We start from the raw sequence: 16,369 nt of genomic DNA on the forward strand, positions 1-16,369 counted from the left end.
CCTCACCCCTGCGTGCCTGCTTTTTACGAGGTGAAACCATGACCCGTTCGACGCTCGGCGACTCTCAGGATTTTCATGTATTCATCGACGCCTATCGCCGCCAGTACCCGGACGATGTGCTGACCATCACCCAACCCCTTTCTGCCGATCAGGACGTCACCGCCCTGGTCGATGCCCTCGCCGCCCAGGGCCGCGATCCGCTGCTGATCTGCGAAAACGTCGGCAACCTCGGCGTGCCGGTGGCGACCAATCTGTTCGCCTCCCGCCAACGTATCGCCCGACTGTTCGGCGTCAGTGCCGCGCAGTTGCACGAAACCTTCCAGACCCGCGCCAACCAGCCGATCCCGCCACGCTACGTCGAAAGCGGCCCGGTGCTCGACGAGGTCTTCGAAGGTGAAGCGCTGGACCTGGCGCTGCTGCCGATGCTCAAGCATTTCGACAGTGATCGCGGCCCGTACATCACCAACGCGATCATCATTGCCGAGGACCCGCTCACCGGCATCGCCAACATGAGCTACCACCGCTCGATGCGCCACGCCCGTCAGGCCCTGGCCACCAGCCTGCATTCGCGCGGGCACCTGTGGCGGATGTTGCAGACCGCCCGTGAACGTGGCGAAGAATTGCGCGTGGCCATGGTGGTCGGCGCACACCCGCTGTTCATGCTCGCCGCGGCTGCACGCCTGCCCTATGGCAGCGATGAACGCGCGGTGGCCGGCGGGCTGTTCGGTGCACCGCTGGAACTGGTGAAGACCCCGCGCTACGGCATCGGCGTTCCGGCTTACGCCGAGTTCGTACTCGAAGGTGCGATAGACCCGACGGCCTATGCCGAAGAAGGTCCGTTCGGCGAGTTCAGCGGTTATTCCTCGGATCGCTCGACCAACAACGTGCTGCGCGTCGACACCTTGTTGCGGCGCAAGGACGCGTGGCTGGTGGACGTGATGGGCGGACGCTACGCCGAACACCTGACCTTGGCGCGGCTGCCTCGCGAAGCGGAAATGAGCGAGAAGCTCAAGGCACGTTTCCCCGCCGTCACCGCCGTGCATTACCCGAACTCCGGCACCCATTTTCATTGCTACGTGGCGCTGGATCAAAGCCGCGACGGCGAGGCGCGGCAGATCATGCTGGCCCTGCTCGGCTGGGATCCGTACCTGAAAACCGTGATCGCGGTGGACAGCGATATCGACCTCAGCGACGACAGCCAGGTGCTGTGGGCGCTGGCCACGCATTTCCAGCCGCACCTCGACATTTTCACCATCGACGGTTTGCCCGGCAGCCCGCTGGACCCGTCGTCCTCGGTCAACGGCACTACGTCGCGCATGGGCCTGGATGCCACGCGCGGCTCGGGGTTTGACGGGATCAAGGCGCAGCTCGATCAGGATGTGCTCGAACGCGCCCGGCAACTGCTTGAAGGTCTGACATCGTGAACCGTCAGCGGATGGTGGTCGGCATCAGCGGCGCGTCCGGCTTCATCTACGGCGTGCGCCTGCTGGAGTTGCTGGCCGAGCTGAACATCGAAAGCCACCTGATCATCAGCCGCGCCGCGCTGCTGACCATGGCCCACGAAACCGACTACAAACTGGCCGACGTCATCGCCCTCGCCAGCCACTACCACCGCGCTGATGACGTGGCTGCCGGGATCGCCAGCGGTTCGTTCCGCTGCCTGGGCATGGTGGTTGCGCCGTGTTCGATGAGGACGCTGGCGGAGATCGCCACCGGCACGTCATCGGGGCTGATCGGCCGCGCCGCCGACGTCACCCTCAAGGAGCGCCGCACCCTGGTGCTGATGGCCCGCGAAACCCCGCTGACCCTCGCCCACCTGCGCAACATGACCGCCGTCACCGAGATGGGCGGGATCATCGCCCCGCCGGTGCCGGCCTTCTACGCCCGCCCCGACAGCCTGGCGCAAATGGTCGACCACAGCCTCGGCCGCGTCCTCGACCTGTTCGGGCTCGATGCCGGCGTCGCGTTGCGCTGGGGTGAAACCCCGGCCCCCAGCCAAATCCAGCCTCACTCCCCTTCATCGTGCACCGGTCTATCAATACCAAGGAGCCTCACATGAACACCCCCTTCAACGCCCCGACCCCGAACACCAAAATCCCGGTCACCATCCTCACCGGATTCCTCGGTGCCGGCAAAACCACCCTGCTCAATTACATCCTCAAGGAGAACCATGGCCGCAAGATCGCGGTGATCGAAAACGAGTTCGGCGAAGTCGGCATCGACGGCGATCTGGTGCTCAGTTCCGAAACCGAAGAGATCTACGAAATGGTCAACGGCTGCGTCTGCTGCACCGCCGAGGTTCGCGAGGATCTGGTGCGCATCGTCCGCGAACTGGTGGCGCGTCCGGTGCGACTCGACCACATCCTGATCGAGACCAGCGGCCTCGCCGACCCGTACCCGGTGGCCCAGAGCTTTTTCATCAACGACCCGATTGCCGAGGAAGTCGAACTCGACGCCATCGTGACCATGGTCGATGCCAAGCACATCGCCCAGCACCTGGAAGACCTGCAACTGGACGGCGTCGACAATCAGGCGGTGGATCAGATCGTCTGCGCCGATCGCATCGTCATCAACAAGGTCGATCTGGTCAGCGTTGAAGAAGTGGAAACCCTGCGCGGCAAGATCCGTGGATTGAACGCCACGGCAGATCTGGTGACCTCGACCCATGCGCAGATCGACCTGTCGAAAATCCTCGGCATCGGCGCCTTCGAGTGCACGCAGAAGCTGATGGAAATCGGCGCGGATCAGCACGATCACGATCACCACGACCATGACCATGACCATGACCATCATGCTGAAGAGCCCGACCACGAGCACGACCCAAGCGTGTCTTCGGTGGGCATCGCCGTGGACGGCGCTGTCGACCTGATGGCGTTCCACCGCTGGATCAGCGAATTGCGCAGTGCTCAAGCCGACAACCTGTACCGGATGAAAGGCGTGCTGGCGGTGGCCAACGAAGACCAGCGCTACGTGCTGCAAGGCGTGCACAGCCTGGTGGAGTTCCGCGCCTCGACCGCGTGGGGCAGCGAGCCGCGCTCGAGCAAGATCGTGTTCATCGGCCGCGACCTGGATCGGTCGGCGCTGAACCAGGGCTTCGCCGCCTGCCTGGCCGGCTGAAACCCGGCATCGGAGCCGGTGGATGGCGGTTCCGGGCACACAGAACGAATACCCCTCTGTACCGAATAACAACAGCTAGAGGTGATTCCCCATGTCGTCAGCCAGTTCCTCCTCCACCGTCCACCCTGTCGACCGCGTCCTGCCGGTGCGACAGATGCTCACCCTCGGCCTGCAGCACATGGCCGTCTCGTACATCGGCGCCATCGCCGTGCCGTTGATTGTCGCCAGCGCCTTGAAGATGTCCCACGCCGACACGGTGGTGCTGATCAGCACCACGCTGTTCTGCTCCGGCATCGCCACCCTGTTGCAGACCGTCGGTTTCTGGAAGTTCGGCGTGCGCCTGCCGATCCTGCAAGGCGTGGCGTTCAGCAGCGTGGGTCCGGTGATCGCCATCGGCAGCAACCCGGAGGTGGGATTCGCCGGGGTCTGCGGGGCGGTGATCGGCGCGGGGATTTTCACCATGCTCATCGCCCCGTTCGTGGGCCGCTTGCGACGGTTTTTCCCGCCGGTGGTGACGGGCTGCATCGTCACGGTGATCGGCTTGCAGCTGTTCCCGATTGCCTATGAATGGGTCGGCGGCGGGCGTAATGCGAGCAATTTCGGCGCGCCGGCGTTTCTCGCCGTGGCGGTGGTAGTGCTACTCACCATCCTGCTGGTCAACCGTTATGGCAGCCCGTTGCTGCGCAACATGGCGGTGTTGGTGGGGATGCTGGTGGGCGCCGGTCTGGCTTACGGCCTGGGCATGGGCAACTTTCACAGCGTCGAGGACGCGCCGTGGCTGACCGTGCCCTACCCGTTCTACTTCGGCCTGCCGACTTTCAGCCTGATCCCCATCGCCACCATGGTGGTGGTGATGATCGTGCAGATGGTCGAGTCCATGGGGCTGTTCGTGGCCATCGGCGACATCGTCGACAAACCGGTGGAAGACAAACAGGTGATCAACGGCCTGCGCGCCAACGGCCTGGCCAGCACCATCGCCGGGATGTTCGCCGCGTTTCCGTTCATTGCCTTCATGGAAAACGTCGGGCTGGTGATCCTGACCGGCGTGCGCAGCCGCTGGGTGGTGGCGATCAGCGGCCTGTTGATGTGCTCGATTGCGCTGGTGCCGAAAGCCGGGGCAATCATCGCCTCGATGCCGACCGCCGCGCTGGGCGGTGCCGGTATCGCGATGTTCGGCGTGGTTGCAGCGGCCGGGATCCAGACCCTGGCCAAGGTCGATTACGAGCGCAATCGCTACAACGTGCTGATCGTCGGTTTCACCATCGCCGCCGCCCTGGTGCCGGTGCTCGCCCCGACCCTGTTCAAACAACTGCCCGAGTGGTCACAGCCGTTCCTGCACAGCAGCGTGGTCATCGCCTGCCTGGTGTCGGTGCTGCTCAACGCGGCGCTCAACGGCGTCAGCGTGCCAGAAACCACACCCGGCAAATCCGCCTCGCACATCCTCTGACTGGAGCTGCCCATGACTCAACTTCAAAACATCCTGATCAAGCACCCGGTCGCGGTGATGACCGGCCTGCGCGGCCCCCGTGCCAGGGCCGGTGCCGTGGACATCCGCGTGGTCAACGGCCGGATCGCGGAAATGGCCGCCAACCTCGAGCCGCAACCCGGTGAACGAGTGATCGACGCGCGCAATTCGGTGGTCTATCCGGGCTGGATCAACACCCACCATCACCTGTTCCAAAACCTGCTCAAAGCCGTGCCCGAAGGCTTGAATCAGGACCTGCAGGGCTGGCTGGCGAGCGTGCCCTATCCGCGCCTGAACCGCTTCACCCCGCAACTGGCGCGGATTGCCGCACGGCTGGGGATGGTCGAACTGCTGCTGTCCGGCGTCACCACCTGCGCCGATCACCACTACCTCTACCACGCCCACGGCAGCACCGAGACCGGCGACCTGTTGTTCGACCTCGCCGAGGAATTCGGCCTGCGTTTCGTGCTCTGCCGCGGCGGTGCGCTTGAGTCGGCGAGCGCGCATCCGGGCTTCTCGAAAACCGCGCTGCAACCGGAATCCCTGGAGCAAATGGTCGGCGATATCGAACGGCTGAAGTCGCGCTACCACCAGGACACCCCGGACGCGCTGCGCCGGGTAGTCGTGGCGCCGACCACACCGACCTTCTCGCTTCCGCCAACCTTGCTGCGCGAACTGGCGCACACCGCCCGAGGCATGGGGTTGCGCCTGCACACGCACCTGTCTGAAACCGAGAACTACGTGAATTTCTGCCGCGACAAGTACAACTGCTTGCCGGTGGAATTCGTCGCCGAACACGAATGGCTCGGCCCCGACGTGTGGTTCGCCCACGCCGTGCACCTGCAACCGGGGGAAATCCGCATGCTCGCCCAGACCGGCACCGGCGTCTCCCACTGCCCGGTCAGCAACGCCCGGCTGGGCAGCGGCGTCGCACCGATTCCGCAAATGTACGAGGCCGGCGTGCCGATCTCCCTCGGCGTCGACGGCGTGGCCTCCAACGAATCCGGAAGCATGGTCGGCGAAGCCAACACCGCCTGGCTGATCCACCGTGCCGAACAAGGCGCCTCGGCCACCACCGCCGAAGACGTCATCCACTGGGGCACGGCCGGCGGCGCGCACGTGCTCGGGCTTGGCGCGGTCGGCACGCTGGAAGTCGGTCAGGCAGCGGATCTGGTCATCTACAGCCTCGACCATCCAAGGTTCTACGGCTTCCACGACAGCGCCGTCGCACCGGTCGTCGCGGGTGAACCGATTGCCGTGAAATACAGCCTGGTGGGTGGGCGGATCGTCGTCGACAACGGCGTGGTTCCGGGGCTGGATATCGAGCGGATGCGGGCCGAAGCCTGGGAGGGTGTGCAGGCGATGATGAAAGTCGACGATTGATGCATGACCGGTGGGAGCGGCGGTGCGACGATTCGCCTCGTCAGCTCCCGACGGCGGCATTAGCGCCCTGAGCTTTTGTCGACTAACGTTAGTACCTCATCGGATTGAGCCCCTGCCGGTTACACCGGGCTCTTGATCAAGGAGAGACTGATGACATCCAACCGCCTCATCGAACAGACCTATCGCACCTGGTCCAGCCCCATCCTGCTGGAGCTGAAAAAGCGCGAGCACGAGATGGCGCCGGCCGAACGTCAGGCGCTCGAGAACGTGCTGGTGGAAAGACGATTGCTGGACGTTGGCAATCCGAATGGCATTAACCGTCGCAAGGGTTCGGCGATCAAGGACTAACTTTCCCCGGCCGGTACAAAAAACTGTGGGAGCGGCTCGCTCCCGCAGGTGCCCGGCTACAGGATATTGGTCGAAGCCTGCAACCCTGCCAGCTTGTCAGGGTTACGCATGATGAAGATCCGGTTCAACCGCCCTGCGCCATCGAACCCGAATGTCATCGATGCGGTGACGAGCCCGTCAGCCTTGATGACCACTCCTTTCGCGCCATTGATCTCGACCGGCAGCCACTCCTGCGCCTGCCAGTAGGCGTGCAGCGATTGGCCGATGAAGTCCAGCACACTCTTCTGGCCGAACAAGGTTTCGCGGATCGCCGACGCCTTGCCGCCGCTGTCGGCGCAGAGTTCGACGTCTTCGCTCAGCAACGTACTGAGTGCACTGGTCGAGCCGCTGGCGATGGCCGAATGAAAGGCGTCCAGCAGCTGCGACTGGCGCGCCGGCTCCGGCTGAAAACGGATCTGCTCGCCACCGATGCTGGCCTTGGCCCGTGACACCAGTTTGCGACACGCGGCTTCCTGAATGCCGAGGGTTTCAGCGACCTGCGGATAATCGAAATCGAAGATGTCGTGCAGCAGGTACGCCGCCCGTTCCTTGGGCGTCAGCCGTTCGAGCATCAGCAGGAACGCGGTGGACAGCGACGCAGCGAGTTCATGCATGTGTTCAGGCGATTGGTGATGAGTGGTGTGAATCGGCTCCGGCAACCAGGTGCCGACGTAATCTACCCGGGACTTGTGCGCCGAACGCAGCAGGTCAATGCAGTGGCGGGTGCAGGCCGTCGTCAGCCACGCGGCCGGTGTGGCGATGGAAGCCTGATCGGCCTCCAGCCATTTGATGAACAGCTCTTGCACCGCATCCTCGGCTTCCGCGCGGGAACCCAGAATGCGGTACGCCAGCCCCAGCAGAAAGGGTCGTCGCTGCTCGAACACAGCGACGGTTTTTTCAGCGAAGTTCATCGATCAGTGCCTCGACACCTGCAAACGGTTCCACAGGTTGATCATGCCGATTTCCGCCGTCAAGGCAGCGATCTGCGCGTCGTTGAAATGCTCGCGCAAGGCGCCGCGCAACGGTGCGTAGTCGGCGTGGGGATTGAGCACAGTCAGGGCTTCGGTCCAGGCCAGCGCCGCTTGTTCGGCGGCGGTGAAATCGTTGACGTGGCGCCAGACGATCAAGCGGTCGAGACGCTCGTTGCTCTCATTGGCTTCACGCGCTTCGCGGGTGTGCATCTTCACGCAGAAACCGCACTGGTTGATCTGTGAGGCACGCAGGTGAATCAGGTGCCGCAACGACGGCGGCAAGTCATGATCGTTGAGGCTGAAATGCACCTGGGTCAGGCTCTCGAACACTTGCGGCATGGCTTGTTGCAGGTTGACGGCTTGGGTGTTGGACGACATCGCGTTGCTCCGTGTTTGAGGGATTCAACGGGATGACGAATCAGGCTTCGGGTTTGTGACGTGGGGCCTGTAAAGAAAGCTTCAGCAGTTCTTTGCGCAGCATTGAAGGCTCAAGAACGGCGACTCCAGCGTGCCAGTCGAGTGATAACAAATGGCTCAGCTTCTGCTGGGAGACCAACGGTTTGGCCAGCAGACAGCTTTTTCGGTCGCGGATGCTGATGAGGTTCAACAGCCAGTCATCGCCCTGCCCGGCCATCCAGTCGTTGATCGTCGAGCGATGCCTTTCGAGCAAACCGTTGGCATCCCACACCGTCATTTGGGCGAAGACCTGCGGCAGAAGGCTGTCGGGTTTCATTCGTTTCAAGTCCGCTGCCAGTGCGGCGCAGATGTCTGATTCGATAGCGGTCTGGCATTCGAGGAAGTATTGCTCGGGCCAATCCGCCGTGAGTTGCCCGCGGGGTGCTAGCTCGGCGTAGGCATCGATGTCCGCTGCCGTGGTCATCTGCCCGGTGAAATTCAGTGTGTTGTCCAGAATCGCCGTGGCCAGCAGCGCGGCGCTTTGTTCGCTGATCCTCGACAGCCATCCTGCGGCTGTCCAGCGCTGGAAAATCTGCGTCGCCGCCGCGCCGATCGGGCGGATATCGGCGGCAGCTCCGAGCATCTGTGCCCAATGCTGTTCGAAGCCCGGATGATGGTCGATGACTTCTACCACCCGATCGAGCGCGACTAATGGGTCGAAATGCTGGTAGTCGGAGACGTCGACCAGCACGAACTCGTCGTTGGATGTCGGATGGTAATCCTGCAGAACAGCGCCCCAGCCGAGTACGGTCTTCGAAACGCTGGCATTGGGATTTGCGCTACTGACGGCGCGGGCGGGAATGCCTTGCAGGTTGAGCAGTTCGGCGTAGGCGATGCAGCAGGCGTAGGCGTCGATGTCCAGATACGCCGAGCCGGAGGTGATGACTTTGATGGGCGACATTGCGCGTCCTGACTTCCTTTTCAGGGGCGACAACGTCGCACATTTTCATGAACGATTAATGAACGTCAGGCTGCCCGTTGCCCCCCGGCCACCGCCGCCGAAGCCGCCAGCATCGCCCGCAGCAACACCGCACACCCGGCCGCCAGATCGTCCGGCGCGGCGTTTTCGATTTCGTTGTGGCTGATGCCGCCTTCGCACGGTACGAAGATCATCCCGGCCGGGCCCAGTTCGGCGAGGAAAATCGCGTCGTGGCCGGCGCCGCTGACGATGTCCATGTGCGACAGGCCTAGACCTCTGGCGGCGCCGCGCACGGCTTCGACGCAGCCCTTCTCGAAATACAGCGGCGGGAAGTCGGCGGTCGGGGTCAGTTCATAGGTCAGGCCGTGTTCTTCGCAGGTGGCTTCGATGACTTGCTTGACCTCGGCGATCATCGAATCGAGGCGTGCCGGTTCCAGGTGGCGGAAGTCGAGGGTCATGCGCACTTCGCCGGGGATGACATTGCGCGAACCGGGATAGGCTTGCAGGCAACCGACGGTGCCGCAAGCGTGGGGTTGATGGCCGAGGGCCGCGCGATTGACTGCACCGACGATCACCGAAGCGCCGACCAGGGCGTCCTTGCGCAGGTGCATCGGGGTCGGGCCAGCATGGGCTTCGACGCCGCGCAGTTTCAGGTCGAACCACTTCTGCCCCAGAGCGCCGAGTACCACGCCGATGGTTTTCTGTTCGTCCTCAAGGATCGGGCCTTGTTCGATATGCGCTTCGAAATAGGCGCCGACCTTGTGCCCGCTGACCTTGCGCGGCCCGGCGTAGCCGATGGCGTTCAGTGCTTCGCCGACCGTGACGCCGTCGGCATCGACCTTGGCCAGGGTTTCTTCGAGGGTGAATTTTTCCGCGAACACGCCGGAGCCCATCATGCACGGGGCGAAGCGCGAGCCTTCTTCGTTGGTCCAGACCACCACTTCCAGCGGTGCCTCGGTTTCCACGCCGAGGTCATTGAGGGTGCGCAGCACCTCGACCCCGGCCAGCACGCCGAAGCAGCCGTCGAACTTGCCGCCGGTGGGCTGGGTGTCGATGTGGCTGCCGGTCATCACCGGAGGCAGGTTCGGGTTGCGCCCGGGACGGCGGGCGAAGATGTTGCCGACTTCATCGACCGTGACGCTGCAACCGGCGTCCTTGCACCACTGCACGAACAGGTCGCGGGCCTGGCGGTCGAGGTCGGTCAGGGCCAGGCGACAGACCCCGCCCTTGACCGTGGCGCCGAGCTTGGCGAGTTCCATGAGCGACGCCCACAAGCGGTCGCGGTTGATGTGCTGATGGGTCGATTGCAGAACGTCTACGGCTGCGTTCATGGGGATCTCCTCAGGCAGTTCTTATGGAAATTACAACGGCGATTTGACGGCCACCGGCGTCGCACGCATCGCGCACAACCCGTAATAGATCAAACCGCCCAGCGCCGAGCCGGTGAACCAGCCGTAGCTGTAGAACCAGCTGAACGCGCTGCTGCCCAGCGACAGCAGGGTCAGCACCACCGGCACGCCGAAGGCGATGAACCCGGCCCGGTTCCACGCCGGGTACACGTCGTCGCGGTACAGGCCGGCCAGGTCCAGTTGCTGTTTCTTGATCAGGAAATAGTCCACCACCATGATCCCGGCGATCGGCCCGAGCAGACTGGAATAGCCCAGCAGCCAGTTCGAATACACGGTTTCCAGGCTCACATCGGAGACAATCAGCCCGAGCTTTTTCAGCAGTTCATGACCCATCAGCGCCAGCCCGACGAACCCGGTGAGGATCACCGCTTTGGTGCGGTTGATGACCTTGGGTGCAATGTTCTGGAAGTCGTTGGTCGGCGAAACGATGTTGGCAGCGGTGTTGGTCGACAGCGTGGCGATGATGATCAGCGCCATGGCCACCGCGACCCACACCGGGCTCTGGATGTGGCCGATCAAAGTCACCGGATCGGAGACGCTGACGCCCACCAGTTTCACCGAAGCGGCGGTCATCACCACGCCCAGTGCGGCGAACAGGAACATGGTCAGTGGCAGGCCGAAAATCTGCCCGAGGATCTGATCCTTCTGGCTGCGGGCATAACGGCTGAAGTCGGGAATGTTCAGCGACAGCGTGGCCCAGAAACCGACCATCGCCGTCAGCCCGGCGGCGAAGTAACTGACCACACTCGCGCCTTCGGGACGTTTCGGCGGAATCGCCAGCAGTTCGGTCATCGACACATTGGGCATGGCCCACACCAGCAGCCCGATACCGACCGCCACCAGCAGCGGTGCCGACAGGGTTTCCAGCCATTTGATCGACTCGGCGCCACGGATCACCACCCACAGGTTCAGCGCCCAAAAGATCATGAAACCGATCACCTCCCCCGTCCCGCCGAGGGATTTCCAGCCCTCGAACACCGAGCCGAGAAACAGGTGAATCGCCAGCCCGCCAAACATGGTCTGGATGCCGAACCAGCCGCACGCCACCAGCGCGCGGATCAGGCACGGCACGTTGGAGCCGAGAATCCCGAACGACGAGCGCAGCAGCACCGGAAACGGAATCCCGTATTTGGTGCCGGGAAACGCGTTGAGCGTAAGAGGAATCAGGACGATGACGTTGGCAAACAGAATTGCCAGCAAGGCTTCGCCGACGCTCAGGCCGAAATACGCGGTGAGCACGCCGCCGAGGGTGTAGGTCGGCACGCAGATCGACATACCGACCCACAGCGCGGTGATGTGCCATTTGTTCCAGGTTCGTTCGCGCACCTTGGTCGGTGCCATGTCGTGGTTGTAACGGGGACTGTCGAGGACGTCGCTGCCGGCTTCGAGTTCGAACAAGCCGTCGCGCTCGGTCACTTGCGATCTGTTCTGTTGCATGGCCGCTCCACTGTTCTTCTGATTATTTTTTTGCTCATCAGGCGGCTGCACACGCAGGTGCGAGCCGGACGATGGCCGGAGGAACTGACAACTTTCATGCACCGGCCATGGTGTCAGCGGCGGCATCAATAAACGTGCCGGGTGCCCCGCTTGCGCATCGGGCCGTGCTTCTATTTTTTTGTAACTGACTGATGTTTATCAGTTTTAATTATTCACCTAGTGAGGCCGCGAAAACTTGACTGAACACTCAGGCTAAATGCCAGGCAAGTTGCCCGAACTGTCAGGACTCAATCTGGTGCACTGCATTATTTTTCTTCAGAACGCATCACCCGCAGCTCAACTTCAAGCGGCTGATTTCACATAGGAAATCTTGCTCATATTTCCAACCTGTCAAGTGCGTCAAAATGGTGAAGCGTCTCACCATTTTGGTGATTTTGTATTTTTATTGTTATTTATCAGTAACTTAAAACAGTCATAAGCTTATAAAAAATAATCTTGATCAATTGCAGAACTGCGACTAGCGTCTATTCCTGACAGCGCTGACAAGATTACGCATTTGGCGCTGCAAACAATAAAACACTAGAACCGGCACAAGTCGGTCATGCCTGCGAGGAACTCGGAATGTCTCTGTTGATCCGTGGCGCCACCGTTGTTACCCATGATGAAAGTTACCGCGCCGATGTCTATTGCGCTGACGGCGTGATCAAAGCCATTGGTGAAAACCTGGATGTTCCCGCCGGCGCCGAAGTGCTCGACGGCAGCGGTCAATACCTGATGCCCGGCGGTATCGATCCGCACACCCACATGCAACTCCCGTTCATGGGCACCGTGGCCAGCGAAGACTTCTACAGCGGCACCGCCGCAGGCCTGGCCGGCGGCACCACCTCGATCATCGATTTCGTGATTCCCAATCCGCAGCAGTCGTTGCTCGAAGCCTTTCACCAGTGGCGTGGATGGGCAGAAAAGTCCGCGTCCGACTACGGCTTCCACGTTGCGATCACTTGGTGGAGCGAACAGGTGCGCGAGGAAATGGCCGAGCTGGTCAGCCATCACGGAATCAACAGCTTCAAGCATTTCATGGCGTACAAGAACGCGATCATGGCCGCCGACGACACGCTGGTGGCGAGCTTCGAGCGCTGCCTGGAACTCGGCGCGGTGCCGACCGTACACGCGGAAAACGGCGAGCTGGTCTATCACCTGCAACGCAAGTTGATGGCCCAGGGCATCACCGGGCCGGAAGCGCATCCGCTGTCGCGGCCCTCGCAGGTTGAAGGTGAAGCCGCGAGCCGGGCGATCCGCATCGCTGAAACCATCGGCACGCCGCTGTACCTGGTGCACGTCTCGACCAAGGAGGCCCTAGACGAAATCACCTACGCCCGCAGCAAGGGCCAACCGGTCTACGGCGAAGTGCTGGCCGGGCATCTTCTGCTGGACGACAGCGTCTACCAGCACCCCGACTGGCAGACCGCCGCCGGTTACGTGATGAGCCCGCCGTTCCGTCCGCGCGGGCATCAGGATGCGCTGTGGCATGGTTTGCAAAGCGGCAATCTGCACACCACCGCCACCGACCATTGCTGCTTCTGCGCCGAGCAGAAAGCTGCCGGCCGCGACGATTTCAGCAAGATCCCCAACGGCACCGCCGGCATCGAAGACCGCATGGCGGTGTTGTGGGATGAAGGGGTGAATTCGGGGCGATTGTCGATGCAGGACTTCGTCGCCCTCACCTCCACCAATACCGCGAAAATCTTCAACCTCTATCCGCGCAAGGGCGCGATCCGCGTCGGCGCCGATGCCGACCTGGTGCTGTGGGACCCGCAAGGCACCCGCACCATCTCAGCCAAGACCCACCATCAGCAGGTGGACTTCAACATCTTCGAAGGCAAGACCGTGACCGGCGTGCCGAGCCATACCGTCAGCCAGGGCCGGGTGGTCTGGGCCGACGGCGACCTGCGCGCCGAGCGTGGGGCGGGCCGGTATATCGAACGGCCGGCGTATCCGGCGGTGTTTGACTTGTTGAGCAAGCGGGCTGAGTTGCACAGACCTGTGGCCGTCAAACGCTGAGCCCAGATCGTTCCCACGTCGAGGCGTCGAACCGTCTGCGTGGGAACGATCAACAGATGATCTAACCACTGCCCGACAGAGGCAGAAAACCTCAATTAACCGTGAGGCAAAAAACCGTGATCGAGACCCTGAACCATCTCCCGCATCCGCACGAAAGTGCGGCCGCCCTCGCCGGCCATTTCACCGATCTGGCGCCGCCGCTCAACGACCGTCAGGCACACCTGGAAGCCTCGCGCTGCCTGTATTGCTACGACGCGCCGTGCGTGAATGCGTGCCCGAGCGAGATCGACATCCCGTCGTTCATCCGCAATATCCATCAGGACAACGTGCCCGGCGCGGCGCAGAAAATCCTCTCGGCGAACATCCTCGGCGGCAGTTGCGCCCGAGTCTGTCCGACTGAAATCCTCTGCCAGCAAGCCTGCGTGCGCAACAACGCCCACGAATGCGCGCCGGTGCTGATCGGCCTGCTGCAACGTTACGCCGTGGACAACGCACACTTCACCGAGCACCCGTTCCAGCGCGCCGCCGCTACCGGTAAACGCATCGCGGTGGTCGGGGCCGGCCCGGCAGGTTTGTCCTGCGCCCATCGCAGCGCCATGCACGGGCATGACGTGGTGATTTTCGAAGCACGGGAAAAGGCTGGCGGGCTCAACGAATACGGAATCGCCAAGTACAAACTGGTTGACGACTACGCGCAGAAGGAACTGGATTTCCTCCTGCAAATCGGCGGCATCGAAATCCGCCACGGCCAGAAACTCGGTGAGAATCTGACCCTCAGCGAACTGCACCAACAGTTCGACGCGGTGTTCCTCGGCTTAGGACTCAATGCCAGCAAACAACTCGGTCTACCCCACGAAGATGCTCCGGGCCTGCTCGCCGCCACCGACTACATCCGCGAACTGCGCCAGGCCGATGACCTGTCGCAACTGCCGCTGGCCGAACACTGCATCGTCCTCGGCGCCGGCAACACCGCCATCGACATGGCCGTGCAAATGGCCCGCCTCGGTGCCCGCGACGTCAATCTGGTCTATCGCCGTGGCGCGGCGGACATGGGCGCCACCGGCCATGAACAGGACATCGCCAAGGCCAATCAGGTGCGGCTGCTGACCTGGGCGCAACCGGAGGAAGTGCTGCTCGACGCTCAAGGCAAAGTGCGCGGCATGCGCTTCGCCCGCACGCATCTGGTGGATGGTCGCCTGCAAACCACGGGCGAGACGTTCGAGCTGGCCGCCGACGCGATCTTCAAAGCCATCGGCCAGGCCTTCGACGGCAGTGCCCTCGACGACCCGCTGGCCCGCGAACTGAAACGTCAGGGCGAGCGAATTCAGGTCGATGAAAACCTGCGCACCAGCATCCCCGGCGTGTATGCCGGCGGCGACTGCACCAGCCTCGATCAGGACCTGACCGTGCAAGCGGTGCAACACGGCAAGCGTGCCGCCGAGGCGATCAACGCTCAACTGATGCTCAACGTGGAGGCTGCGTAAATGGCCGATCTCTCGATTGTCTTCGCCGGTATCAAAGCCCCCAATCCGTTCTGGCTGGCCTCCGCGCCGCCGACCGACAAGGCCTACAACGTGGTGCGCGCCTTCGAGGCCGGCTGGGGTGGCGTGGTCTGGAAAACCCTGGGTGAAGACCCGGCGGCGGTCAACGTGTCGTCGCGCTACTCGGCGCATTACGGCAACAACCGCGAAGTGCTGGGCATCAACAACATCGAACTGATCACCGACCGCTCGCTGGAAATCAACCTGCGGGAAATCACCCAGGTTAAAAAAGACTGGCCGGATCGCGCGCTGATCGTGTCGCTGATGGTCCCGTGCGTCGAAGAGTCGTGGAAACACATCCTGCCGCTGGTGGAAGCCACCGGTGCCGACGGCATCGAGCTGAATTTCGGCTGCCCCCACGGCATGCCCGAACGCGGCATGGGCGCGGCGGTCGGTCAGGTGCCGGAGTACGTCGAGCAGGTCACGCGCTGGTGCAAGACCTATTGCTCGCTGCCGGTGATCGTCAAACTGACACCGAACATCACCAACATCCGCGTCGCCGCCCGTGCCGCACATCGGGGTGGCGCCGATGCGGTGTCGCTGATCAACACCATCAACTCGATCACCAGCGTCGACCTCGAACACATGGTCGCCCTGCCCACCGTCGGCAGCAAAAGCACCCACGGCGGCTATTGCGGCTCGGCGGTCAAACCGATCGCGCTGAACATGGTCGCGGAAATCGCCCGCGACCCACAGACCCAGGGCCTGCCGATCTGCGGCATTGGCGGCATCGGCAGCTGGCGCGATGCGGCGGAGTTCATCGCTTTGGGCAGCGGCGCGGTGCAGGTGTGCACGGCGGCGATGCTGCATGGTTTCAGGATTGTCGATGAGATGAAGGATGGCTTGTCGCGGTGGATGGACAGTCAGGGTTACGCCAGCATCGCCGAGTTTTCCGGGCGCGCGGTGGGCAACACCACGGACTGGAAGTACCTGGACATCAATTATCAGGTGATTGCGAAGATCGATCAGGAGGCGTGTATTGGTTGCGGGCGTTGCCACATTGCCTGCGAAGACACGTCACACCAGGCGATCAGCAGCCTGAAACAGGCCGATGGCACGCATCAATATGAAGTGATCGATGACGAGTGTGTGGGGTGCAATCTGTGTCAGATCACTTGTCCGGTGGCGGATTGCATCGAGATGGTGCCGATGGAGACAGGGAAGCCGTTTCTGGACTGGAATCATGATCCGAGGAATCCGTATCACGTTGCGGTCTAGATCGC

The 16,369-nt window shown here is 62.6% G+C and carries 14 protein-coding genes; 9 read left to right on the forward strand and 5 right to left on the reverse strand.

What is annotated here, in order from left to right; genetic code table 11:
* Positions 1-38 precede the first annotated feature (38 nt).
* From M5G18_RS08575 to M5G18_RS08600, 6 genes are all read left to right on the forward strand, one after another.
* Entirely contained in the window at positions 39-1,424 is a 1,386-nt protein-coding gene (locus M5G18_RS08575) for a UbiD family decarboxylase (RefSeq protein WP_273897520.1), read from the forward strand.
* Positions 1,425-1,435: 11 nt separating this feature from the next.
* The gene (locus M5G18_RS08580) at positions 1,436-2,059 is read left to right on the forward strand and encodes a UbiX family flavin prenyltransferase (RefSeq protein ID WP_273897614.1); all 624 of its coding nucleotides are present in this window, start codon (positions 1,436-1,438) and stop codon (positions 2,057-2,059) included.
* The gene (locus M5G18_RS08585; protein WP_273897521.1) at positions 2,056-3,117 is read left to right on the forward strand and encodes a CobW family GTP-binding protein; all 1,062 of its coding nucleotides are present in this window, start codon (positions 2,056-2,058) and stop codon (positions 3,115-3,117) included. Before M5G18_RS08580 ends, M5G18_RS08585 begins: the two co-directional genes overlap by 4 nt.
* Positions 3,118-3,208: 91 nt before the next feature.
* On the forward strand, positions 3,209-4,564 hold the full coding sequence (locus tag M5G18_RS08590) for a nucleobase:cation symporter-2 family protein (protein WP_007952866.1): 1,356 nt from the start codon (positions 3,209-3,211) through the stop codon (positions 4,562-4,564).
* Between the two features lie 12 nt (positions 4,565-4,576).
* Entirely contained in the window at positions 4,577-5,965 is a 1,389-nt protein-coding gene (locus M5G18_RS08595; protein ID WP_273897522.1) for an amidohydrolase family protein, read from the forward strand.
* Positions 5,966-6,115: 150 nt separating this feature from the next.
* The gene (locus M5G18_RS08600; RefSeq protein WP_273897523.1) at positions 6,116-6,313 is read left to right on the forward strand and encodes a hypothetical protein; all 198 of its coding nucleotides are present in this window, start codon (positions 6,116-6,118) and stop codon (positions 6,311-6,313) included.
* Between the two features lie 56 nt (positions 6,314-6,369).
* On the opposite strand, the gene sigJ is transcribed toward M5G18_RS08600, so the two are convergent.
* From sigJ to M5G18_RS08625, 5 genes are all read right to left on the reverse strand, one after another.
* The gene (sigJ, locus tag M5G18_RS08605) at positions 6,370-7,263 is read right to left on the reverse strand and encodes an RNA polymerase sigma factor SigJ (RefSeq protein ID WP_273897524.1); all 894 of its coding nucleotides are present in this window, start codon (positions 7,261-7,263) and stop codon (positions 6,370-6,372) included.
* 3 nt (positions 7,264-7,266) lie between these two features.
* Positions 7,267-7,701, reverse strand: coding sequence for a carboxymuconolactone decarboxylase family protein (locus M5G18_RS08610; RefSeq protein WP_273897525.1), 435 nt, complete (start codon positions 7,699-7,701; stop codon positions 7,267-7,269).
* A gap of 40 nt (positions 7,702-7,741) precedes the next feature.
* On the reverse strand, positions 7,742-8,671 hold the full coding sequence (locus M5G18_RS08615) for a DHH family phosphoesterase (protein ID WP_273897616.1): 930 nt from the start codon (positions 8,669-8,671) through the stop codon (positions 7,742-7,744).
* A gap of 74 nt (positions 8,672-8,745) precedes the next feature.
* Positions 8,746-10,029 (reverse strand): Zn-dependent hydrolase, encoded by a 1,284-nt coding sequence (locus tag M5G18_RS08620; RefSeq protein ID WP_273897526.1) that lies wholly within the window; start codon positions 10,027-10,029, stop codon positions 8,746-8,748.
* 30 nt (positions 10,030-10,059) lie between these two features.
* Entirely contained in the window at positions 10,060-11,544 is a 1,485-nt protein-coding gene (locus M5G18_RS08625; RefSeq protein WP_273897527.1) for an NCS1 family nucleobase:cation symporter-1, read from the reverse strand.
* Positions 11,545-12,165: 621 nt separating this feature from the next.
* Here M5G18_RS08625 and hydA point away from each other — a divergent pair.
* From hydA to preA, 3 genes are all read left to right on the forward strand, one after another.
* Complete coding sequence (hydA, locus tag M5G18_RS08630) at positions 12,166-13,605, forward strand: dihydropyrimidinase (RefSeq protein WP_085648341.1); 1,440 nt, start codon at positions 12,166-12,168, stop codon at positions 13,603-13,605.
* A 116-nt stretch (positions 13,606-13,721) separates the two neighbouring features.
* Positions 13,722-15,089 (forward strand): NAD(P)-dependent oxidoreductase, encoded by a 1,368-nt coding sequence (locus tag M5G18_RS08635; protein WP_273897528.1) that lies wholly within the window; start codon positions 13,722-13,724, stop codon positions 15,087-15,089.
* A complete protein-coding gene (gene preA, locus M5G18_RS08640; RefSeq protein ID WP_273897529.1) occupies positions 15,090-16,364 on the forward strand; it encodes an NAD-dependent dihydropyrimidine dehydrogenase subunit PreA in 1,275 nt (424 codons plus the stop codon).
* Positions 16,365-16,369: the final 5 nt, after the last annotated feature.

This window comes from Pseudomonas aphyarum, assembly GCF_028657055.1.
In the GTDB taxonomy this organism is placed as follows: domain Bacteria; phylum Pseudomonadota; class Gammaproteobacteria; order Pseudomonadales; family Pseudomonadaceae; genus Aquipseudomonas; species Aquipseudomonas aphyarum.